At 67.2% G+C, this 21713-nt stretch carries 17 protein-coding genes and 2 pseudogenes; 8 read left to right on the plus strand and 11 right to left on the minus strand.

Annotated features, from left to right (window positions below; all coding sequences use genetic code 11):
• Positions 1–110: 110 nt before the first annotated feature.
• The 3 genes from OG936_RS34855 (at position 111) to OG936_RS34865 (ending at position 2389) form a co-directional block, all read left to right on the plus strand.
• The gene (locus OG936_RS34855; RefSeq protein WP_406499823.1) at positions 111–1040 is read left to right on the plus strand and encodes an NAD(P)H-binding protein; all 930 of its coding nucleotides are present in this window, start codon (positions 111–113) and stop codon (positions 1038–1040) included.
• Between the two features lie 87 nt (positions 1041–1127).
• Positions 1128–1886, plus strand: coding sequence for a hypothetical protein (locus tag OG936_RS34860; protein WP_406499824.1), 759 nt, complete (start codon positions 1128–1130; stop codon positions 1884–1886).
• Positions 1883–2389 carry a DUF302 domain-containing protein gene (locus tag OG936_RS34865; protein ID WP_383755238.1) on the plus strand — a complete coding sequence of 169 codons (507 nt, stop codon included), beginning with the start codon at positions 1883–1885 and terminating at the stop codon, positions 2387–2389. Before OG936_RS34860 ends, OG936_RS34865 begins: the two co-directional genes overlap by 4 nt.
• A gap of 102 nt (positions 2390–2491) precedes the next feature.
• Here the strand turns inward: OG936_RS34865 and OG936_RS34870 are convergent.
• The 3 genes and pseudogenes from OG936_RS34870 to OG936_RS34880 form a co-directional block, all read right to left on the minus strand.
• Positions 2492–2971, minus strand: a pseudogene (locus OG936_RS34870) (hypothetical protein); the annotation flags it as partial.
• A 194-nt stretch (positions 2972–3165) separates the two neighbouring features.
• On the minus strand, positions 3166–4650 hold the full coding sequence (gene fumC / locus OG936_RS34875; RefSeq protein WP_406499825.1) for a class II fumarate hydratase: 1485 nt from the start codon (positions 4648–4650) through the stop codon (positions 3166–3168).
• Complete coding sequence (locus OG936_RS34880) at positions 4647–6194, minus strand: NAD-dependent malic enzyme (RefSeq protein WP_406499826.1); 1548 nt, start codon at positions 6192–6194, stop codon at positions 4647–4649. The genes fumC and OG936_RS34880 overlap by 4 nt, the downstream gene beginning before the upstream one ends.
• Before the next feature lie 1005 nt (positions 6195–7199).
• Here OG936_RS34880 and OG936_RS34885 point away from each other — a divergent pair.
• Positions 7200–8840 (plus strand): cytochrome bc complex cytochrome b subunit, encoded by a 1641-nt coding sequence (locus OG936_RS34885; RefSeq protein ID WP_406499827.1) that lies wholly within the window; start codon positions 7200–7202, stop codon positions 8838–8840.
• Between the two features lie 9 nt (positions 8841–8849).
• Here the strand turns inward: OG936_RS34885 and OG936_RS34890 are convergent, their stop codons facing one another.
• The 4 genes and pseudogenes from OG936_RS34890 to OG936_RS34905 form a co-directional block, all read right to left on the minus strand.
• Entirely contained in the window at positions 8850–9239 is a 390-nt protein-coding gene (locus tag OG936_RS34890) for a cytochrome c oxidase subunit 4 (RefSeq protein ID WP_383755246.1), read from the minus strand.
• Between the two features lie 5 nt (positions 9240–9244).
• Complete coding sequence (gene ctaD, locus OG936_RS34895; protein ID WP_406499828.1) at positions 9245–10954, minus strand: cytochrome c oxidase subunit I; 1710 nt, start codon at positions 10952–10954, stop codon at positions 9245–9247.
• A gap of 208 nt (positions 10955–11162) precedes the next feature.
• Positions 11163–11784 (minus strand): annotated as a pseudogene (locus OG936_RS34900) (transposase); the annotation flags it as partial.
• A gap of 36 nt (positions 11785–11820) precedes the next feature.
• Positions 11821–11964, minus strand: coding sequence for a hypothetical protein (locus OG936_RS34905; RefSeq protein WP_406499829.1), 144 nt, complete (start codon positions 11962–11964; stop codon positions 11821–11823).
• A gap of 935 nt (positions 11965–12899) precedes the next feature.
• Between OG936_RS34905 and OG936_RS34910 the strand changes: the two genes are divergently transcribed.
• The 3 genes from OG936_RS34910 to OG936_RS34920 all read left to right on the plus strand — a co-directional run bounded on the left by OG936_RS34910 (position 12900) and on the right by OG936_RS34920 (position 14423).
• On the plus strand, positions 12900–13352 hold the full coding sequence (locus OG936_RS34910) for a transposase (protein WP_406500741.1): 453 nt from the start codon (positions 12900–12902) through the stop codon (positions 13350–13352).
• Positions 13310–13867 (plus strand): transposase, encoded by a 558-nt coding sequence (locus OG936_RS34915; RefSeq protein WP_406500743.1) that lies wholly within the window; start codon positions 13310–13312, stop codon positions 13865–13867. Before OG936_RS34910 ends, OG936_RS34915 begins: the two co-directional genes overlap by 43 nt.
• 316 nt (positions 13868–14183) lie before the next feature.
• Positions 14184–14423: a winged helix-turn-helix domain-containing protein gene (locus OG936_RS34920; protein WP_406499830.1), complete on the plus strand. Its 240-nt coding sequence runs from the start codon at positions 14184–14186 to the stop codon at positions 14421–14423.
• A 323-nt stretch (positions 14424–14746) separates the two neighbouring features.
• Here OG936_RS34920 and OG936_RS34925 read toward each other — a convergent pair whose 3' ends face one another.
• The 4 genes from OG936_RS34925 to OG936_RS34940 all read right to left on the minus strand — a co-directional run bounded on the left by OG936_RS34925 (position 14747) and on the right by OG936_RS34940 (position 20364).
• Complete coding sequence (locus OG936_RS34925) at positions 14747–17206, minus strand: Ig domain-containing protein (protein WP_406499831.1); 2460 nt, start codon at positions 17204–17206, stop codon at positions 14747–14749.
• A 55-nt stretch (positions 17207–17261) separates the two neighbouring features.
• The gene (locus OG936_RS34930) at positions 17262–18089 is read right to left on the minus strand and encodes a carbohydrate ABC transporter permease (protein WP_123465598.1); all 828 of its coding nucleotides are present in this window, start codon (positions 18087–18089) and stop codon (positions 17262–17264) included.
• Positions 18086–18895, minus strand: a complete 810-nt coding sequence (locus OG936_RS34935; RefSeq protein ID WP_406500745.1) for a carbohydrate ABC transporter permease — start codon at positions 18893–18895, stop codon at positions 18086–18088. The genes OG936_RS34930 and OG936_RS34935 overlap by 4 nt, the downstream gene beginning before the upstream one ends.
• A 185-nt stretch (positions 18896–19080) precedes the next feature.
• On the minus strand, positions 19081–20364 hold the full coding sequence (locus tag OG936_RS34940) for an ABC transporter substrate-binding protein (protein WP_406499832.1): 1284 nt from the start codon (positions 20362–20364) through the stop codon (positions 19081–19083).
• A gap of 113 nt (positions 20365–20477) precedes the next feature.
• On the opposite strand from OG936_RS34940, the gene OG936_RS34945 reads away from it, so the two are divergent.
• Positions 20478–21698, plus strand: a complete 1221-nt coding sequence (locus OG936_RS34945) for an ROK family protein (RefSeq protein WP_406499833.1) — start codon at positions 20478–20480, stop codon at positions 21696–21698.
• Positions 21699–21713: the final 15 nt, after the last annotated feature.

The raw sequence follows: 21713 nt of genomic DNA on the forward strand, positions 1-21713 counted from the left end.
TCGGCCAGCTGAGTATGCCGATTCCGTTACATGGGCCGACTGTTGTTGCAGCGCCGACGGTTCGGCGGGCTCCAGTTGCGCCCTGCTCGTGCGTCTCACACGCTGCTTCTATGGACCGCACCCCAGAAACCAGTGTGCTACCCATTCTGGTGACAGGCGCGGCGGGCAGTGTCGGCGCCGTCGGGCGGTCCGTGGTCGAAGGCCTTCGGCGTCGGGGCCTGCCCGTCCGGGCCATGGTGCGCCGCGACGACGAGCGGGCGGAGGCGCTGCGTGCGACGGGCGCCGAGGTCGTCATCGGGGACCTGACGCGTGCGGGTGACGTCGTCGACGCCCTGGCCGGTTGTGGACGTATGTACTTCGGCATGGGCGTGTCGGCACAGTACCTGGAGGCCGCCCTGACGGTGGCGGCCGTCACGCGTGCGTACGGGTCCCTGGAAGTGTTCGTGAACATGTCGCAACTGACTGTGTCCGAGATGGACCTCACCAGCACCTCCGAGTCCGTGCAGCAGCGGCAGCAGTGGCTGGTGGAGCAGGTCCTCGGCTGGTCGGGCCTGCCTGTTGTCCAGGTCAGGCCCACCGTGTTCATGGAGAACCCGCTGTTCCGTGTGGGCTTTTCCTCGATCGCGAAGTACGGAAGCATCAGGCTGCCCTTCGGCCGGGCGAAAACTTCTCCTGTGGCGGCCGGTGACGTCGCCGCGGTGGTGGAGGAGATCCTGGCCGATCCTGCCCCGCACGTCGGCCGGATTTATGAGCTGACCGGCCCGCGCTCGGAGGACGTCGCCGCCATGGCGGCGGAGGTCTCCGCAGCCCTGGGCCGACAGGTCGGTTACATCGACGTCCCCTTGCAGGAATGGATCGACGACGATCTCAGGCCGTTGGGGCTGCCCGACCACGTCTTCCAACACATCTCCACCATGGCTCGCCTTCACGCGGAGAATCGGTACGACCGCAAGGCGGACGGGGTCGAGCAGGTCATCGGGCGGCCTCCTTCGGGAGTGGCCGATTACGTCCGCGAAAATCCTGGCCTGTTCAGCCCCTGAAGGTCCGCCCCCGATGGCTGCCGGAAGACCTGGTGGTCCCCGGAATCGGTGACCGCCATACGCATCGCGACGGAAAGTACCCGGCTCATGAGTGACGAACTCCTCGATCTGGCCATCGCCACCGCCGGCGGCCGAGAATCCTGGGACACCCTGCGTGGTCTGAACGTCGACATCTCCATCGGCGGCCCGATCTGGGCGATGAAGGGCTGGCCGCCGGACAAGACGTTCGACCAGATTCTGACGCTCGACACGGTCAGAGAGCACATCGTATTCACCCCGTTCACCCGCCCCGACCACCGGATGGTCTTCGACGCCGCCGCCGACAGCGTCACCATGCAGTCCCTCGACGGCGAACCGGTCGAGACCCTCGCCCCCGCACGCGTCGGCTTCAAGGGAATGCTGCGCAACAGCGCCTGGGATGCTCTACACCTCGGCTACTTCCTGGGCTACGCGTGCTGGAACTACTTCACCACCCCATTCCTCTTCACCCACCCGGACGTGCGGGTCCACGAGATCGAACCGTGGTGCGAGGCCGGGCAGACCTGGCGACGCCTGCAGGTGCGCTTCCCGCCCGAGATCGCCACGCACAACCCCGACCAAGTGTTCTACTTCGACGCCCTCGGAATGCAACGCCGCATGGATTACATCGTCGAAGTCAACGGCAGCACACTCGTCGGCCACTACACCAGCCGCCACAAGAGCTTCGACGGCCTGCTTGTGGCCACACGCCGACGAGTCTTCCGCCGCAACCCCGACAACAGCGTCAACCTCAACCTCCCCTCCATCACGCTCGACATCCACGATGTGGAACTCGTTCACTCCGGCGACGAACAGGCACAGTCATGACCAAGGACACCGCCGTCATCGACCACCCCGCCCGGCGGCTCGTCGTGGCGCTCCCGTGCTCCTACGACGTAGCCCGCGAGCGCTACGAAACCCTCGTCCCCGAGGTCGATCTCGACCGCTTCTTCCAGATGGCCTCCTGGCAGGCCACGCTCGAGCTCGCCGAGATCAACGCCCCGCACGGGTTCATGCGCTACTTCCGCAGCGACATCACCGCTGTCATGGCGGGATCACCATCCTTCTGGAAGGCCACGCAGTACCTGATGGGAAACCACACCATCGCCGAACGCATGTTCCGCCACGACCCGTCGGTCATGCTGCACGCACCGCTTCGGACCCTGCTCTACGCGGACCCCGACGGCGACACGAAACTCGCCGTCGAACAGCCCAGCCTCCTGTTTGCCGGCTACGGCAACCCGGGGATCGCGGATGTCGGCCGCGAACTCGACGCCCTCCTCGCCCAGCTGATCACCCTCCTCGGCGGTGACGCACCTCCCCAACTGTGACTCCACATGGCGGAGGTCGACCGGTACGGCACGGCCGGGGCGACGGGCACACACCGGCGGGCCAGTTCGCCGCCCTCGCCTACGCCAATGAAGACATCGGACTCAGCCACCTCGACGCATGGTTCCGGTCGGCAGCAGCACGGCACGGGCGATGCCGGTGTGGCTCCTCCTCCGTGTTGGCGCCCAGCGCCTCGCGGCGGGCCTGGCCGAAGGCCGCGTGCAGCTTGGCGGCCTCGGCACGTAGTCGGTGTCGGCGACCAGAATCGCCGAGCGCATCCGGCGGGGCTTGAAGCCGCGAAGCTGCTTGGACTGGTCCGCGCCCGGCCCGACCTCGATGGAGGTGCCGCCTTCGGCGTAGGCATCGCGCAGCGGGCGGTCCAGGACGATCTCGAAGTAGATGCCACTGTGCTTGCCGAGCGCCTCGTACCCGAAGCCGGCCCACTTCACGAACAGTCGCTTGTCCTGGCGGACGGTCGCCGAGACGGCGGCGACCTCGTCGTCCTTGTAGGCGAGGTAGGCGAGGTAGGCGCGGATGTCGGCGCCGCCTTCGACGAGCGCGCTGAGCAGGGCGCCGATGTGCGCCTCGTCCTCGCCGCCGCCGTACTTCTGCCGTTTCTGCCCCCGTGGCCCAGGACGTCACGCGCTCCAGAGTGAGCAGCTGACGTCTTCAGCGGCTGACGACGGCTCCCCGTCGAGTACGGAGTTCCTTGCCCGCACTCGTCCGACTTCCGACCGCTGCCCGCCCGTCACGCGGACCGTCTTGGCCTGGCTGTGTTCTACGTCTGACCAACCATGACGGCGGGTCTGACGATGCGGTCGAAGTCCTCGGCGCTTATGTAACCGGACGCCAGCGCGGCCTCGCGCAGGGTGGTGTCCTCGTCGTCGGCCTTGTGGGCGATCGCGGAGGCCTTGTCATAGCCGATCACCGGTGAGAGCGCGGTGACCAGCATCAAGGACCGGTCGACGTAGTCGTCGATCTGGTCCCGGTTCAGCTGGGCGCCCTCGATGCAGTACTCGCGCATCTTGGTGCAGGCGTCGGCGAGAATAGTCGCCGCGTGCAGGAAGTTGTTGATGATGACCGGGCGCATGGCGTTGAGCTCGAAGTTGCCCTGCGTACCGGCGAAGGCGATGGCTTCGTCCTCGGACAGCACCTGGATGCAGACCATGACCATAGCCTCGCACTGGGTCGGGTTGACCTTGCCCGGCATGATCGACGAGCCGGGCTCGTTCGCCGGGAGGACGAGTTCGTCGAGGCCGCAGCGGGGCCCGGAGGCCAGCCAGCGGATGTCGTTGGCGATCTTCATCAGCGGTATAGCCAGGGCCCGCAGCCCGGCGGAGGCACCGGTCATGGCGTCCAGGCCGCCCTGGGCGGCGAATTTGTTCTGCGCGGTGGTGAACGGGTAGCCCGTCGCGGTGGCGATCTCGGCTGCCACTCGCTCGCCGAATCCGGGTGGGGCGTTGAGCCCCGTGCCCACCGCGGTGCCGCCCATCGCGAGCTCGTACAGGTCCTCGGCGGACCTGGTGACCCGGTCGACGGCTTGATGCAGCTGGTGGGCGTAGCCGGACCATTCCTGCCCCACGGTGAGCGGGACGGCGTCCTCCAGGTGGGTGCGGCCGATCTTCACCACGTCGTGCCACTGCTGCGCCTTGGTCTCGATGGCGTGCTGCAGCGCCCGCACGCTGGGCAGCAGGTGCTCGTGGATTTCCTTGACCGCGGCGATGTGCATGGTGGTGGGGAAGGTGTCGTTGGACGACTGCCCCATGTTGACGTGGTCGTTGGGATGGATCGGGGACTTGCTGCCCAGCTCGCCGCCGACCAGCTGGATGGCACGGTTGCTGATCACCTCGTTGGTGTTCATGTTGGATTGCGTGCCGGACCCCGTCTGCCACACGTACAGCGGGAAGTGATCGTCCAGTTTGCCTGCGATGACCTCGTCGGCCACCCGCTGGATCAGGTCGGCCGTCCAGGCCGGCAGCCGTTCGGCGCGCCCGTTGATGAGGGCGGCGGCCTTCTTGACGTAGCCGTAGGCGTGGTAGACCGCCTTCGGCATCCGGTCGTCCCCGATGGAGAAGTGGATCAGGGACCGTTGGGTCTGTGCGCCCCAGTAGCGGTCGGCGGGCACGTCGATGGCGCCCATGGAGTCGGTCTCCCGCCGGGTGCCGGTCGCGTGCAGGCCGATGGGGATGTCTTGGATCCTCGGGGCCTCGTCCTGTCCGCCCGGCCCGGTGGCCCGGTCGGCGGCGGTGTGTCGCGTGTTCATGCTGCGGCTCCGTTGGTGTAGACCGGCTCCCACATGGCCTCCCGGACGGCCTCGCCGATGTCGACCGGCTTGGAGGTGGCCACGCCGTCGTCGAGCGCCGCCTTGACCACCGCGGTCGCGGTGATCGCAGAGGACTCCCGAAGGTCGTCCACGGGCGGCAGCAGGGAGGCGCCGGGCCCCGATGGGTCGACCTGGTCCGCGACCGCCTGTGCGGCCGCGAGCAGCATGCCTGCGGTCACCTGGGACGCCCCGGAGACGATCGTGCCCAGGCCCAGTCCCGGGTAGAGCAGCGCATTGTTGGCCTGCCCGATGTCGTAGGTCACGCCGTCGTACCCCACGGGCGGGACGGGGATGCCGGTCGCGACGAGCGCCTTTCCCCTGGACCAGGTGATGACGTCGGCGGGCATGGCCTCGATCCGGGAGGTGGGGTTGGAGATCGGGAGGATGATCGGACGCTCGGTGCCCTCCGACATGGCCTCGACGACCTCGCGAGTGAACGCACCATGTGCGGTGGACGTACCCAGCAGGATCGTCGGCTTGGCCCGGCGTACCGCTTCCAGCAGCGGGATCGCCCCTCCGTCGTCCCTCGCCCAGTCCGCGACTTCGGCCGGATCGCGGGTGTAGGGGTGCTGGAAGTCGCGCAGGTCGGTCATGTCCCGGGTGAGCAGTCCCTGTTTGTCGACGAGCCATACCTGGGCGGTGGCCCGCTCCGGATCCGCGCCGTCGCGGATCATCGCGCCGCGCAGCTGGTCGGCGATGCCCACCCCAGCGGTCCCGGCGCCGAAGACGATCAGCTTCTGGTCCCGCATCCGAATGCCGCTGACTTTGACGGCGGATAGCGTGGCAGCCAACGTGATGGCTCCGGTGCCCTGCATGTCGTCGTTGAAGATCCGGTAGCGGCCGCCGTATTGCTCCAGGATCCGCCGTGCGTTGCTGGGACCGAAGTCCTCGAAGTGCAGGAGCGCGTCGGGGAACGTGGACGATGCCGTCTCCAGGTATTTCTCGATGAACGCGTCGTACTCCGCGCCGCGGACGCGGGGGTGCCGGTTGCCCAGGTACAGCGGGTCCTCCAGCAGTGACTTGCGGTCCGTGCCCACGTCCAGCGACACGGGAACCAAGCGATGAGGGTCGATGCCGGCGGCTGCCGTGTACACCGCGAGCTTGCCGACCGAGATCTGGATCCCTCCCACGCCCCAGTCGCCGATGCCCAGAATCTCCTCCGCGTCGGTGCACACGATCAGATCGACGTCCTCGGGGCCGAGTTGAAGCGTGGCGAACGCCTTTTCCATGTCGTCGGGCCGGTCGATGGACAGGAAGACGCCGCGCGGGCGCCGGTACTCGTGGGAGTACTTCTCTATCGCCTCGCCCACGGTGGGGTCGTAGACGATCGGCAGCATCTCGGCGAGGTGCTCGGCGAGAACCTTGAAGTACACGGTTTCGTTGCGGTCGTGCAGCTGTTCCAGGTAGACGTTCTTGGCCAGGTCGCTCCCCTGAGCCTGTGTCTGCTGGTAGGCCCGCCTGCACTGCTCCTCGAGTGTCAGCACCGCGGAGGGCAGGCGTCCGGCCAGGCCGAGGCCTCCCGTTCCTCCTGTGTGAAGGCCACCCCACGGTTACGCAGCGGATCTACGAGGGCGCTGGGGGTTGCCGGGGTCCGCACGTGGCTCTCGGTCATGAGAATCTCCCTGTGTGCGAATGTTGTATAGGCTCCGGCTGGGCTGACGTCGCGGGCTCGCTCGATGACACGGCACAGGCAAGTCGAAGGGTGCCGGGGACGCCGTTGTGCCTTGCCCACCACGCGGTCAGCAGCCACGAATATCGCCGCAATGGTCAGCGAGAACGCGACCTCAAGCGAAACGAGAGCGGGAGCGCGACCTCAAGCGAAACAGAGCGCCGACCTCAAGCGAAACCTGTGAAGGTCGAAGGGGCTCCAGGGCCCGACGGCATCCGAAGGCTTGAGGCCGGCGTTGCAATGTGCGTGGTCGCTCACAAGAACACCGCCCGGCAGGCCTGCCACACACATCGCGACAGGCGACTCATCGGTGACACCGTTTGATTTCATGCTAACTACTGGCCGACGGGCTGCGCGACTTTGACCAGCACGCTGCCCCGTCCAGGGCGAGGGGCTCCTCGCGGTGCTCGGGGCCGGGGACGACTCCCAGGATCGGCCCGCCCGGCAGCTCGTGGTGCGCGCCGCGACATTCGACTTTGTCACGGACGTGCGCGGAGACGGCCGGCTGAGAAGGGAGTCGCCGGCGTTCAGGGCTCCGCCAACTGTCTGTGGAGACCACCGGTTGAGCGAACGGAGTCATACCGTCGAGAGCGATGCGGCGACGCGCGTCAGTCCTTGCGACGGCGAGGCCCCGCACATCGCTCGCGGGGTGGGGCCGACGCACCAGCGCGGCCCTACCCGCCACGTCAGGGCCAGGTCGGCCGATCAGGTGCCGATACCGCGATTCTGCGTAGTCCCTTCGAGTAATGCGCTAACGATAAAGGGCGAAACGTAACAATACGGGGCGGGGGTGGAAGGAAGATCGACGGGAGAGTGGTGCATGCCCCTGCGGAGACGTAAGGCGCAGCTGAAGGCCCGGCCCGGGAAGACGGCGGTCAGTGGTTACGGCGCGGTGGATGGGCGCCTGCCCGCCAGCGAGCTGGCCAGGCAGTTGCTCCGCAAGGCCTTTCCCGACCACTGGTCCTTTCTCCTCGGTGAGATCGCTCTCTACACTTTCGTGGTCCTGCTCCTCACCGGCGTGTACCTCACCCTGTTCTTCGACCCGAGCATGATGGAGAGCGTCTACACCGGTTCCTATGTGCCCCTTCAGGGGGTGAGGATGACGCAGGCCTACACCACCACCCTCGACATCAGCTTCGCCGTGCGCGGAGGCCTGCTGATCCGTCAGGTCCACCACTGGGCGGCTCTCGTGTTCGTCGCCGCGATCGCTGTCCACTTACTGCGTATCTTCTTCACCGGCGCCTTCCGAAAACCGCGGGAGGTCAACTGGGTCGTGGGCGTGACGCTGTTCGTACTCGCGCTTCTCGAAGGATTCGCGGGCTACTCGCTGCCCGACGACCTGCTGTCCGGTACGGGCCTGAGGACGGCGGCCACCATCGTGGGGTCGATCCCTGTCGTCGGAACTTACTTGGAGCTGTTCGCCTTCGGTGGACAGTTTCCGGGCCACGCCGTGATTCCCCGTTTGTACCCCGTGCATGTCCTGCTCGTTCCCGGCCTGATCGTGGCGCTGATCACCGCTCATCTCATCCTGGTTGTCTACCTCAAACACACCCACTGGGCAGGTCAGGGGAGGACCAACGAAAACGCCGTCGGCTCACCGGCGTTTCCTCACTTCACCGCGAAGACCACAGGTTTTTTCCTCATGGTCTTCGGCGTACTGACCTTGCTGGGCGGGCTCGCCCAGATCAACCCCGTATGGAACTACGGCCCCTACCGCGCCAGCCAGGTCTCCGGTAACGCACAGCCGGACTGGTATGTCGGTTTCCTGGAGGGCGCGCTCCGACTGATGCCACCATGGGAGACGGACATCGCTGGCCACACCATCATGTGGAATGTGTTCATTCCGGCGATCGTGCTGCCAGGCGTGGTCTTCACGATGCTGTTTCTCTATCCCTTTTTCGAGAAATGGGTGACGGGCGACCGCAGGGAACACCATCTGTGCGACCGGCCGCGCAACCGGCCGACCCGTACGGGGCTGGGTGTGGCGGCCATCGTCTTCTACGCCGTTCTCCTGGTCGCCGGTGGCAACGACGTCGTCGCCCTCTCGTTCAGGGTTTCGGTCGGGGCCATGACCTGGATTCTCAGAACCGCGCTGATCGCCGCCCCACTCCTGGCCTTCGCGCTGACCAAACGCCTCTGCCTGGCCCTTCAGATGCGGGACCGCCGCCGGCTGACCGAAGGCGAGGAGACCGGCCAGGTGACACAGTCGGTGAACGGCGATCTCTCGGAGCGCCGCCGTGGCCTGAGCCCGACAGCCCGCTACCGCATCCTGATGCGTGATGTCCCGACGCCCCTGGAACTCCCTGCGGAGGGCCCGATCTCGAATCGGCGAAGGCTTCGGATCGTACTGAGCGGCTGGTACTACGGGGACGTCGTGGAACTGCCCGTCACGGAGGAGCAACGGTCCCGGATCGCGGAGCGGATGACACCACCGAAGCCGGTCCGCGAACGCGAGGGCTGAGAACCGCCCTCAGTCCTGGACACGCACGTACTGGAAGACCATCCCCAACACCCCCGCCAGGACCAAGCCCAGCCCGATCAGGAACAGCCACAGACCGAACACCACACCGAGGACGAGCAGGGCCATCCCCGCGGCTGTGAGTGACGGCCAGATGCTGTGCGGAGGAAAGAAGTCCACCGGACCGGACCGCTCATGGATGTGCCCGTCCCCGCGGTCCTCGGGGCGCAGGCCCTTCCTCCGGTAGTTGGTGGCGAAGAAGAACGTGACCAACAACGCCATGAGGAACGAGACAGTGAGAGCCGCTGTACCTGTCGGATCACGGGACCACACGGCGTAGAGAACATCGGTCACGAGGAAGAACCCCGCGACTCCGGCGAAAAGAATGGCCTCAGTCTTCATTCGCCCTACTCCTCTTCAGCGCCCGAAGCGGAGCGGGACCCGCCTCGGCCGAGGCCCGGTTTCTGCGTCTCCGGCGTGAGGGGGTGGTGCAGGTCGAAGGCCGGCGAGTCGGAACGTACGCGGGGCAAAGCCCGGAAATTGTGCCTCGGGGGCGGACAGGAGGTCGCCCACTCCAGGGAACGGCCGAACCCCCACGGGTCGTCCACATCGACCTTGGGAGCGTAACGGCTGGTGCGCCACACGTTGTACAGGAACGGCAGTGTCGACAGGCCCAGCAGAAAGGAGCCGACGGACGAGATCGTATTGAGCAGGGTGAAGCCGTCCGCCGAGAGATAGTCGGCGTAACGCCGGGGCATTCCGGACTCTCCCAGCCAGTGCTGGACCAGGAAGGTCAGCTGAAAGCCGATGAACAAGGTCCAGAAATGCATACGTCCGATGCGTTCATCCAGCATGCGTCCCGTCAACTTCGGCCACCAGAAGTAGAAGCCGCCGAACATCGCGAAGACCACTGTTCCGAAGAGCACGTAATGGAGGTGGGCGACGATGAAGTATGAATCGGTGAGATGGAAGTCCAACGGAGGTGAGGCGATCAGTACTCCACTGAGGCCACCGAGGAGAAAAGTCACGAGGAAGCCGATCGCCCAGAGCATGGGTGTCTCGAACGAGATACTGCCGTGCCACATGGTGCCGATCCAGTTGAAGAACTTGACGCCGGTGGGCACGGCGATGATGAACGACATGGCAGAGAAGAAGGGCAGGAGAACGGCTCCTGTTGCGAACATGTGGTGGGCCCAGACAACCGCCGAGAGCATGGTGATGCTGATCGTGGCCATCACCATTCCGAAATACCCGAACATCGGCTTCCGGCTGAACGCGGGAATGATCTCGCTCACCACTCCGAAGAAGGGCAGCGCGACAATGTAGACCTCGGGATGGCCGAAGAACCAGAACAGGTGCTGCCACAGCAGCGCCCCGCCGTTCGCGGCGTCGTACACATGGGCCCCGAACTTCCGGTCGGCTTCGAGGGCGAGCAGGGCGGCGGCGAGCACTGGAAACGAGAGCAGCGCGAGGATCGAGGTGAACAGTACGTTCCAGGTGAAGATCGGCATCCGGAACATGGTCATACCCGGCGCCCGCAGACAGACGATCGTAGTGATGAAATTGACCGATGCCAGGGTCGTACTGACCCCCGACAGCACCAGGCCCATGGTCCAGAGGTCTGCGCCGGCGCCGGGTGAGAAGACTGCACTGTTCAGCGGTGCGTAGGCGAACCAGCCGAAGTGCGCCGCGCCACCGGGCACCATGAATCCGGACACCACGATGATTCCGCCGAAGAGGAAGAGCCAGTAGGTGAGCGCGTTGAGGCGAGGGAAGGCGACATCGGGCGCGCCGATCTGAAGCGGCATGATGGCGTTCGCGAAGCCGCCGAACATCGGCGTGGCGAACAGCAGCATCATGATGGTGCCGTGGATGGTGAACAGCTGGTTGTACTGTTCCGTGCTGACGATCTGCAGTCCTGGCCGGGCCAGCTCCGCTCGCATGAGCATGGCCAGCACTCCGGCCAACAGGAAGAACCCGAACGCGGTGACCATGTAGAGATTGCCGATGACCTTGTGGTCGGTGGTCGTCAGCCAGCCCATCAGTCTCACACCGGCATTGACGCGCTTATTGGCCACCGGCTCAGGCGGCGCGGCTTCCTGCAGGTCCTGCGCCATCGGTTCTCCATCCCTCCCGGTTGACTCGATGGTGGAGCCTGCCACCGTGCACGGCCCGTACGACTGGCGGTGACACCTCGAATTTCACCAGTTCACCGGTGCTCCGATCGGGTGTCCCAAAGGCCCGCCGCGTCCAGGATGCCCGGCGGTCATGAGCCGGACCGTCGGCACGTCCGGTGCGAGCGCCCGGGGGCCTCTATGTCTTTCGTTAAGCGAGGTGTGGAGTTCGGGGTTCGTAGAAGGTGCCGTCGCGGAGCATCGCGAACAGCACGCTGATCCGTTGTCGGGTGAGGCGGAGGAGGGCTTGTGTGTGGGTTTCCAAAGAGGGTGAGCCTCCAGCAGCTGCCCGATCTGCGCTTCCAGGGCTCACCGCTGTTCGTGGATGGCCGCGAGCGAGCGTGCAAGCGACGGGATCACGATGTCGAGGCTGCCGGTTCCCGGGACGACGACGGTCTGTCGTCGAGGGCGGCGAAGACGTCGTCGATCAGCCGTCCTGCCATGCGTGGGGCTTTGGGGCGGATGACCTCGACGAGCTTGCGGCGGCCGGCTTTGCGCAGGGTGCCTGGAGAGCCGTAGCGCTCGAGGAGCCAGGTGACGGCCTGGTGGTCCAGGCGGGGGCCCAGGAAGCGTTCCAGGCTGGGGTGGAACTGGGTGAGCAGACCGCGGATGCGGTTGCTGGTGCGGGTTGCTTTGGCGGCGAGGTCTCGGTCGAAGCCGACCAGTACGGTGAGCTCGGCGGTTATCTCGTCGCCGAGCTCGAGGAAGCGCAGGGTGTGGGGCATGGTGCGGGCGGCGTCCGCGATCACCGCGGCATCGCGGGCATCGGTTCGGTGACCGGATCCAGCCTCGCGCCAGTACGGGTGCCACTACACCTGCACCGACAGCTCCAGCAGATGCCGGCGCAGCGCCGGCTTCCGCCCGCGTTGAGCTGGATCGGCGAGGGTCCGATAGGTGCGGACCCAGGCACACTGCGCGGAGATTAGGTCCTCGGGGAAAGCAGGGCGTCGCATGACAGCTATTGCGTCACACGTTCGATTTACGCTGCATCTGTGCAGGTCAGACGATGCGATAGATCGACTGATGTTGTCCTGTGCCACCGAACCTTGACGATCACCAGGTTTGTGCCATCGAGGTTTGAGTGGCATGGGGTACCGGGCTCGCGGGTGCGTACTCGACCGGCGGTCCAGCGCACCTTCCGGGCGCGGGTGCCCGGATGATTCTTTGGGTGCATGGTCACTTCGGCAGCGCCCGGGCCGGCACTGCACGCTATCTGTCGACTGGCCCGCCTCAATTCGGTGAACCTATGCGGTCAGAGCACTTTGGGGGGCGTGTGTCAGCGTGAGGCTCCATCCGGGCGGGCGGGGAGCGGCCCCCGTACGCGCCCCGCCGTAGACTTATCAGGGAACTTGAGCCTTGCCAGATGTTCAGTTCAGGCGGGCCCCGCGAGATCGATCGCGCCAAGGGCGGCGGGATTGGCGTTTCGGCTCCGGCCATCGCGGGCTCTCTCCAATGAGCGGATGCCTCTGCCTCGCGTTATGAGCGGTGGAATCCCCTCCGGAAGGACGTGGGCCAGATGAGCCACCCTGTGAGCCAGGTGCCCATCAGTGGCATCACAGTGGCCGCCTCGGCTGTGCGCTGGATTTTCCCCGTCGGCATAGTAGTGGCCGTGGTCGCTGTTCTGATTGGCCTCGCCTGGTGGGACAGGCGCCGTCGGTCTCGAGCACGACAGCAGGGACCACGGGCCGAGCGTGCCTCCCGAAGCCAGCGGACTTTGAGGGATGCAGATGATTTCGGGGAAGGTCTCAGCCCGTATGAGCTCAACCGGCCCTCTTCGCCAAGGGACGCACGCAAGGATGACAGTGGTGGGGCTTTTGGCAGTGGAGGACCCGGCGGCTGACGGCTCGGCGAGATCGGCGGCACTCGACGAGATCATCGCGCGGTCAAGATCTACTTTCGATACACGCCAGAAGCTGGAGTCCTTGCTCCCGGTGGGCAAGAAGCCTGGACGGCTACTGGTGCACACCAAGCGGCAGCTGAGAGACGGCATACGCTGGCGCACTGGCGGGACGTACCCGAGCGGTATGGCCCGTGGGAGACCGTCTATGGCCTGTTCCGGCGTTGGCAGCGTGACGGCACCTGGCACCGCATCTTCGAGCAACTGCAGGCCCGGGCCGACGCCGAGGGGCTGATCACCTGGGACGTCTCGGTGGACTCGACCATCGCCCGCGCCCACCAGCATGCGGCTCGCGTCCGCAATAAGGGGATCTGCAGGTCGAGCCGCCAGGTGGTGTCTTCACCGAGCCCGACGATCACGGGCTCGGACGCTCCCGGGGCGGGCCGACGACCAAGCTGCACCTGGCGGTCGAGCAGGCCCAGGAACCTATGTCGCTGGTCGTAACGGCCGGGCAGCTCGGTGACTCCCCGCAGTTCCAGGTAGTCCTGGGCCGCATCCGGGTGCCCCGGCTCGGGCCGGGCCGCCCGCGCACCCGGCCGGACAAGGTTCGTGCCGACAAGGCGTACGGATCCCGCGCGAACCGCGCCTACCTGCGCAAGCGCGGTATCCGCTGCACGATCCCGGAGAAGCGCGACCAGGTCGCCAACCGCAAGAAGCGCGGTTCCCACGGTGGCCGGCCACCGAAGTTCGACAAGGCCGACTGCAAGGAGCGCCATGCGGTGGAGTGCGGAATCAATCGCCTCAAGCGCCACCGTGCGGTCGCCACGAGATACGACAAGCGCTTCTCAGCAGCCGGCTCGACCTCCGGCGCCGGCACGATCACCTACACCGATGGCACCACCCAGTCCTACTTCCTGGGCTTCACCGACTTCTGGTGGAACAGCCCGGCCGTCGGCACCGACATCCTTACCACCCGTCCCTACCTCAACTCGGCCAGTGGCCGTACGAACCATAAGTGAGCGTCTATGCGGCGACCGTGCCCCTGCGAGCGGGCAAGGCCGTTGCGAGCGTCATCTTGCCCCGTACATCCGACGGCAGGACTACTCTGCACATCTTCGCCACCGTGATCGGTTGACCCACAGGACCCTGGTCGGCGCCGCCACCGCGGGCGCCGACCGGGTCACTTCCTGGACGGCGTCCGGACACGCACGCAGGCTGCGGAGCTGCGGTCGTGCGTCAGCGGGCGGACCACGTTCAGGGCCGGTGCGGCTGTAGGCCAAACTCGCCGCCTGGCTGGACGAGGGACCGGCCGCACACGGCTGGACGGACGATCAGGTGTGGACCGTCGCCCGGGTACGCACACTGATCGGGCGAAAGTTCCACATCTCCTACAGCTTCTCCGGCGTCACCCGGCTGCTGCACCGGATGGGCTACAGCGTGCAGATGCCCGCCCGGCCCGCCGCCGAACGCGACGAAGACGCGATTACTGCATGGCGGAAGGCGACCTGGCAGAAGGTAAAAACCTCCGGACGGCGACTGGCGCGTTCATCTGCTTCGAGGATGAGTCGGGCGTAACCGGTCGGCCGCCCAAGGGCCGCACCTGGGGCCAGCGCGGGATCACCCCGACGGTGCGTGTGCCCGGGTGCAGCCGGGGCCGCCTCTCGGTGGCCGGGCTGCTGTGCATCAGGCCGGGCTGCTGTGCATCAGGCCGGGCCTGCCCACCCGCCTGTGCCGACACGCCGGCCGCAAGGGCGAGTGCCGCTCGCCGAGCGAGACGGACTACATCCGCCTGCTCGACGGCGCCCACCGGGACTGCGCCAGGTCCAGTACCAGCCCGACCCTATTGACGGATGCCGTGCCGGCACTGGACTCACCCTGACGACACCACACCTACGAGCTCAGTGACCGCCGACCTCGATCACGTAGTCGCGCCGCGCTGTCGGCTGACCGGAGCTCTGGTACGCCGTGACCGTGAACGGCGCCGCTCCCGCCCTGACCGGTGTCCCCACGATTCCGCCGGTGTCCGCATTGAGCACGAGGCCCGCAGGCAAGGTCCCCGAGGTCACCGCGTAGCGCGTGGTCGCCGGCGTGTTGGTCTTCACGGTCGCCTCGTACAGGGCTCCCTTGGCTGCCGCGGGCAGCGGTCCGGCGTCGAGCTCCGGGGTCGGGGCGACGACGGCCTGGGGGGCGCCGACCGGCTTGCCGTCGGCGTCCAGCTCCTGCAGGGACCAGCGCTTGCCCGGCTCGACCACGCTCAGGTGCCAGTTCGTCCTCAGGTCGCGGAACCGCGCCTGCTGCTCCGCGGTGAACGCGCCCAGGTTGCGTGCCGTCTCCCATTGCTGAATGGCGTCGAGCAGCCGCGTGGTGTTCTCGCCGCCCGATTCGAGGCGGGAGACCGAGCTCTGGAAACCCGTCCCGGCGTTCAGGCCTGCGCCTCGGGCCAGCTTCCACTCCATGGTGAGGAGACTGTCCGAGCCGTTGAGGCTGATCCAGCCGAGCATGCCGGGGAGGTAGTTCGCCTGGAGGTACTTGTTGTTGGCGAACACCTGCTCCATCGAGGTGCTGCCGACCTCACCCCAGCTGGCCCGGGTCAGGGCGTCCCAGGTGTTCGAGGTCATCCGGCTGGTCTCGGAGATGAATCCGTCCTTGGCATCGATGCGCCGGAACGTCTTGTTCACCAGGTGCGCCATGCCGTAGGCGCCCCAGCCGGACTCCGATGCCGACTCCAGGCCGTCCCACGACATACCGGTGATGCCGGTGGTGTTCCAGGCGGTGGTCAGCCGGTCGCTGATCTCGTCGAGGACGGCATGGCCGCCGATCGCGCCGCCGTAGCTGTTGGCCATGACCCGGGCGGTGTGGTCGCCCTCAGGGTGTGCGACCGCGACCGATCCCCATCGCGCGCGCTGCACGCCGGTCAGCTTCCACTCCTTCCCCACCTGCTCGGCCGCTCCGTAGCTGACGAACTCGTCCCCGATGCGCAGGAGGCTGTAGCTGGGTCCCGCGGCGAGCAGCGCGCCGTCGTCCAGGTACACGGTGGTGTCGTCCGCCGTCAGTGGACGGGTGAGCGAGGCAGTGCCTCCCATCGCGAGCCGGTCGTCGGCGGGCGGCTTGAGGTAGGCGTCCCGCGGGAACCAGGCCCAGCTGTAGGGCTCGTCGCCGGTGCTGATGAAGTCCGACAGAGTGTGTACGCCGAGCTGTACACCGTTCGCCCGGGCGCTGTCCACGGCCGCCGCGGCCCCGGCGTCGCTGCCGCCCAGGCTGGAGTCGAACTGGTAGTGGCCGCTGGATTTCCATGGGCCGTAGCTGCTGGTGAGTGAGTAGATGCGGTTCATGCCGGCCGCCTTGGCGAACCGGGCCGCCGCCGGAATGTTGCCGGTCTCCAGGTCGCCGAGCACCAGCCATGACTGGCTGCTCGCCTGGGAGGCCTTCTGCCACTGCCCGTTCAGCTTCGGGTAGGGCAGCTTCTCACCCTTCGCGATGTTGGACAGGATCGTCGGCGTCGCCTCGGGCGAGGCTCCGAAGAGTGCGATCTTGGAACCGGCGATCCTGCCGTCGCGGCCGGGCAGCGGTCCGACCGGGATCGGATAGCCGCGTACATTGCGGTGGCGTTCCTTGGTGTAGTCGAAGGTGAAGGCGCGCAGTACGGAACCCCAGGGGGTCACGCCTGCCGCGCTCCATTCCTCCAGGGAGCCCACGCTCACATGGTCCGGATCGTGGTTGACCTCGCTCTCCCAGCCCATGTCCTGGTCCTCCTGCGGCCAGGCGCCCTCGGTACGGTCGGTCAGCGGTCGGAGCCCGATGGCGAAATCGTCGTCGCGGACCACGCCCACCGATGTACCGACCGTCTGGGAGATCGATGTGGCCAGTGGACCCCAGAGCAGGGTCTGCACATCGACGCCCTTCGGCACGTCGACGGCGACCGCTTCGAACGTGGTGTAGCCGCCGCGACTGCTGACCAGCTTCACCTGGATCTTCCAGTGCGCGGCCTTGTTCCGGAACGTGAGCATCTGGCCACCGGGTCCGGAACGGTCAACCGTGGTCGGCCTCTGCTGCTTGCCGTCGACGACCAGACTGACCAGGGATGCCGCATGACCGGGCGCGAGGTGGTCGACCCCGGTCCTGACGTCCTCCAGACCCACGACCGTCCCTGTCCTGTCGAGCTCCAGCTCCAGATAGCCGGCCTGGATCTCGATCGACGGAGTCGTTCCGCCAGGTCGTGCTTGCGCCGGCTGTGCGCCGACCGCGGGCAGAATGCCGGCGGTCAGCACCGCGAACGCCAGGGCACCGGCCGTCCGCCGACGCTGTTCGGGTCTCCTCCGGGGAGGCTGGGATCCGACTATGAGTTCTGAGAACCGCACGATATTACTCCTGTCACCTCTCGACGAAAACTGCTGCACCGGCCGCTCGTGCCGGTCATCCCTTCGTGGCACCCCCTGTCAGACCACGGACGAACTGCTTCTGGAAGGCGAGATAGAAGGCCAGGACGGGCAGTGTGGCCAACAGCATGAAGGCGAACACCGCCCCGAAGTCCTGCTGGTAGGGGCCGATGGAGCGGAAGATCCCGACCGTCACGGTGTTGCCGGCTCCGGGGCCCAGGACGAGCAGGGGAGTCAGGAAGTCGTTCCAGACCCATACCCCGAGGAAGATCAGCACGCTGGCCGACGCGGGCCGCAGCAGCGGGAAGACGACCTGCCAGAAGATTCGGAAGCGGCCGGCGCCGTCGACCGCCGCGGCCTCTTCGAGTTCGCGCGGGATCGAGCGGATGAAGCCCATGAAGACGAACACGGCGAACGGCAGGTAGTACCCGACGTCGACCAGCACGGCGCCCGGCATCGAGTGCAACAGGCCGATGGCGTCGAGGATCCGCGTGATCGGAAGCATGATCACCGCGGGCGGGATCATCAGGCCGGACAGCATGACGCCGAGGACGGCACGGCTCCACCAGCGGCCCGACCGCACGAGATGGTACGCGGACATCGCGGCCAGCACGGTGGTGATGAGGATCGACGCCGCGGTCAGGGTGACGGAGTTGACGAGGCCGTACCAGAACAGCCCGTCCGGCCGGCTCAGTACGTGTTCGAGGTTGTCGAGGGTCGGCGGAAGCGGGAGCGCCAACGGCGAGGTCACGACCTCGGAGCTGGGCTTGAAGACGTTGACCAGCGCCACGTAGAGCGGCATGCAGAAGACGGCCGCCACGCCGGTGGCCAACAGCGGCCGCATCCACGGCATTCGGGAGTTCACAGATTCACCTCTCGTCGTTGCAGGAGCCTGAGCACGGTCACGCTCGCGACCGAGACGACGACGAGCATGATCCCGGCCATCGCGGACGCCACTCCCGGACGTTGCTCGGAGAAGGCGGTGCGGATCACCGCGAAGGCCACGGTGGCCGTGCCGTCGGTGCCGGGGCCACCGTTGGTGAGCACGGCGATCTGGTCGTAGACCTTGAACGAGCTGATCATCAGCATCACGGTGTTGATCGTCAGCGCGGGCGCGAGCAGCGGCCAGGTGATCGCGCGGAACTGCTGCCAGGGGCCGGCGCCGTCGAGGCTCGCCGCCTCGTCGAGCTCGGCGGGGATCCCCGCGAGCCCAGCGAGGTAGACCACGACGGCGAAGCCGAGCAGCTGCCAGACCATGATCCCGGAGACGGAGTAGATCGCGTACGACGGATCCGTGAGCCAGCCCGGCGGGTGCTCGACCCCCAGCGAGACGAGCGCGCTGTTCAGCAGGCCGTCGTCCGCCAGGATCGAGCGTCCGATCACCGACACCACCACAGCGGAGAGGATCACCGGGGTGAAGTAGACGCTGCGGAGCAGGCTGTAGAGCCGGCCCGGCCGGCGCAGCAGCAGGGCGATCACGAGACCGAGCAGGTTCGTCAGCAGCACCACGATCACCGTGATCACCACGGTGTTCCACAGGGAGTGCCGGAACTCCTCGTTCCCGAGGAGGAATCCGTAGTTGTCCAGGCCTACGAACGAGGTGTCCGGGCGCGTGGCGCGCTCATCGGTCATCCCGGTGTAGAGGGTCCACAGGATGGGCGCCAGGACCATCGCGGTGAAGATCGTGAGGGTCGGCAGGACGAAGACGGCGCCGGTTCCCGCCGACGACCACGTCCAGGTGCGGCGCCGGTGCGGCCCACCCGCGCGCCCGGACGGGGCCGAAGTGGCCGGTGGCCGGTCGGGCCGCGACTTTCCTCCGGCGGCGTCGGTCCTCGTCCGGGCGGGCGAGGGGCGCGTCACTTCGAGAGCTCCTTGAACTTCGTGTTCAGCGTCGCGACGAACTTGTCCACGTCCGCACGGCTGTTGAGGAGATCGTTCAGTGCCGCGTCGACCTTGGGGATGAAGCCCGACGGCAGGGCCGGGACACCGCTCTCGTTTCCGAAGCTCGGCGTCACGGTTCCACCGGCCTGGGCCTTCTCGTAGAGATCGAGGGTGGTGTTGTACAGCGGCGGCAGTCCGGCCGGCGGCTTGTAGCCCTTGAGCGCGACGAACAGGCCGTCGTACCGCGCCCCGCCGTCGGCGTTCAGCTTCGAGAACTCGACGGCCCACTGCTTGGCCTTCGCGACGTCGGGGGACTTGGCGCTCACCGAAAGTCCGCCGCCGGTGTACACGGGCAGGACGAGCGAGCCGTCCTGCGTGGGCATGGGGAAGGCACCGAACTCCCTCTGCTGTGCCTTGTCCGGGGACGCCGGGAACCACGAACCCATCGGGTACATGGCGCCCTTGCCCTTGAGGAAGGCTTCCTGTGCCTGTGCGTAGGTGGCCGACAGGTTGTCGACGTTCTCCTTGCCCGCCAGTGCCTTCATCTTGGTCGCCGCGTTGACGAACAGCGGGTCGCTGAAGTCGGTCTTGCCCGCTGTCAGCTTGTCGAGCCACTTCGGGTCCTTGGCGTAGACCTCGTCGGCCACCAGCTGGGCGAAGGTCCATCGCGGGCCGAGGCCGTCCGGTGCACCGCCGCCGATGACGAACGGCTTGATCCGCGCCGCCTTCAGCTTGTCGACCGCGGCGAGCAGGTCGTCCCACTTCTTCGGAGGGGTGGTGATGCCCGCCTTCTCGAAGTCCGCCTTGCGGTAGTAGATCTGCCAGGTCTGCGAGTTGGTGGGCAGCTGGTAGATCTTGCCGTCGAAGCTGTTCGCGGTCGGGCTGGTCCAGTCGGCCAGCTCGTCCGTGCCGAACTGGGCGAGTTTGCCGCCCTCCGCCAGTCCGGCCGGGTCGATCGCGACCATGATGTCGGGCAGTGCGCCGGTCGAGTCCAGCTGACGCGTGTACTCGTTGCGCTGTTCGGCGCTCGGCGCGACGAGTTTCTTGATCTTCACCCCCGGCACCTTGGCGCTGGTCCGGGCGATGATGTCGTCCCAGTAGGAGGCGGTGAGGTTGGGTGTCTCGAAGGTGAGCAGGCTCAACGTCACGTCATCGCCCGAACCGTCCCCGCCTTCGCTCCCGCCGCCGACAGCGCAGCCGGTCAGCGCGACCAGGCCCAACGACACTGCTACTGCACCCCAGTTGGCCCGCTTGATCATGAGGCCCTCCTTGCTGGTCGAACCCACCGGGGGAGGTCGCTCGGCCAGAATTTAGATAAGTAAGTTTCTTGTCAATATTGCTGTTGCGGCGTCAATTTAGATAGCGTGCCGCCGTGAGTCAAGACATCGGTGCAACCCGGGGCAGCACGGCACCCGCCGGCCGTGCGGGCGATGCCCACCTCCTGCGCAGGCTCAATCTCTCGGCCACGGTGCGGGCCTTCCTCGACACCGCGTCGCTGACGGTCAGCGACGTGCGTGCGATCGTCGGGGTCTCCCGCCCCACCGCCGAGGACCTGGTGGCGACGCTGCTGGACGAGGGCTTCGTCCGTGAGGCGATCGACCGCCCGGACGGCGAGCGGTCGGCGGGACGGCCTGCCCGGCGCTACGAGGTCGTGGCCGAGGACTTCGCTGTCGTCGGAGTCGACATCGGCGCCCACAAGGTGGCCGTGGTCGTCTGCGACCTGCGCGGAGACGTCCTGGCGGTACGCAGACGCAGCGTCGACTCCCGCGTCGGGCCGGCCGGGCGCATCGGGGCGGCGGCGCGGCTGGCCGAGGCGACCCTCCGGCAGACCGGGACGAGCGCGGAACACGTCCGTTCGGTGGCCTGCGGCATCACGGGTGTGGGCGCCAACGGCTCGGAGGTCATGGACATCCGCACCGTGCCCGCGGGCCAGGACCTGGACGTCTACTCACTCCCGGGTTTCGACAGGATCGACGTGGTGTCGGAGGTCTCGGAGCGCTTCGGGCGCGACGTGCTGGTCTCCAACGACATCCACCTCGCTGCGGCGGCCGAGCAGTGGCGGGGCGGCGCCGGGGCACGCGACCTCGTCTACATGCACGCCGGCCGCCGCCTTGGGGCCGCGATCGTCATCAACGGGCAGATCCACAACGGGCGGCACGGCCTGGCGGCGTCCGTCGGGTCCATGAAGATCCTGGGGTGGGCCGAGGCGATGGCGCAGCTCGACCGCGAGAGCCGCAAGCTCGCGGGCTCGGCCGCCGAGGAGTCCACCAGCGGCAACGTCCGGGCGCTCTTCGAAGCGGCCGCGAACGGCGACCGCACCGCGGTGCGCACCGTCGACCGCGTCGCCGAGGCCCTCGCCCTGGGCGCCTCCGTCCTGGTCCACGCCGTCGACCCCGATCTCGTCGTGCTCGGCGGTGGCCTGTCCCGCGCGGGGGACGTGCTCGCCGGCCCCTTCGGGCGGCACTTGGCCGCGACCTCCCTCAACAGCCCGGGGTTCCGCGTGTCCCTGCTCGGCGACGAGTCCGTCGCCCTCGGCGCCGCCCGGCTGGCGCTCGACGACCTCAAGGAACGGCTGCTCGCCGTGCAGGCCTGATCCACCTTCCTCTCA

The organism is Streptomyces sp. NBC_00846, from assembly GCF_045207325.1.
Classification (GTDB): Bacteria; Actinomycetota; Actinomycetes; order Streptomycetales; family Streptomycetaceae; genus Streptomyces.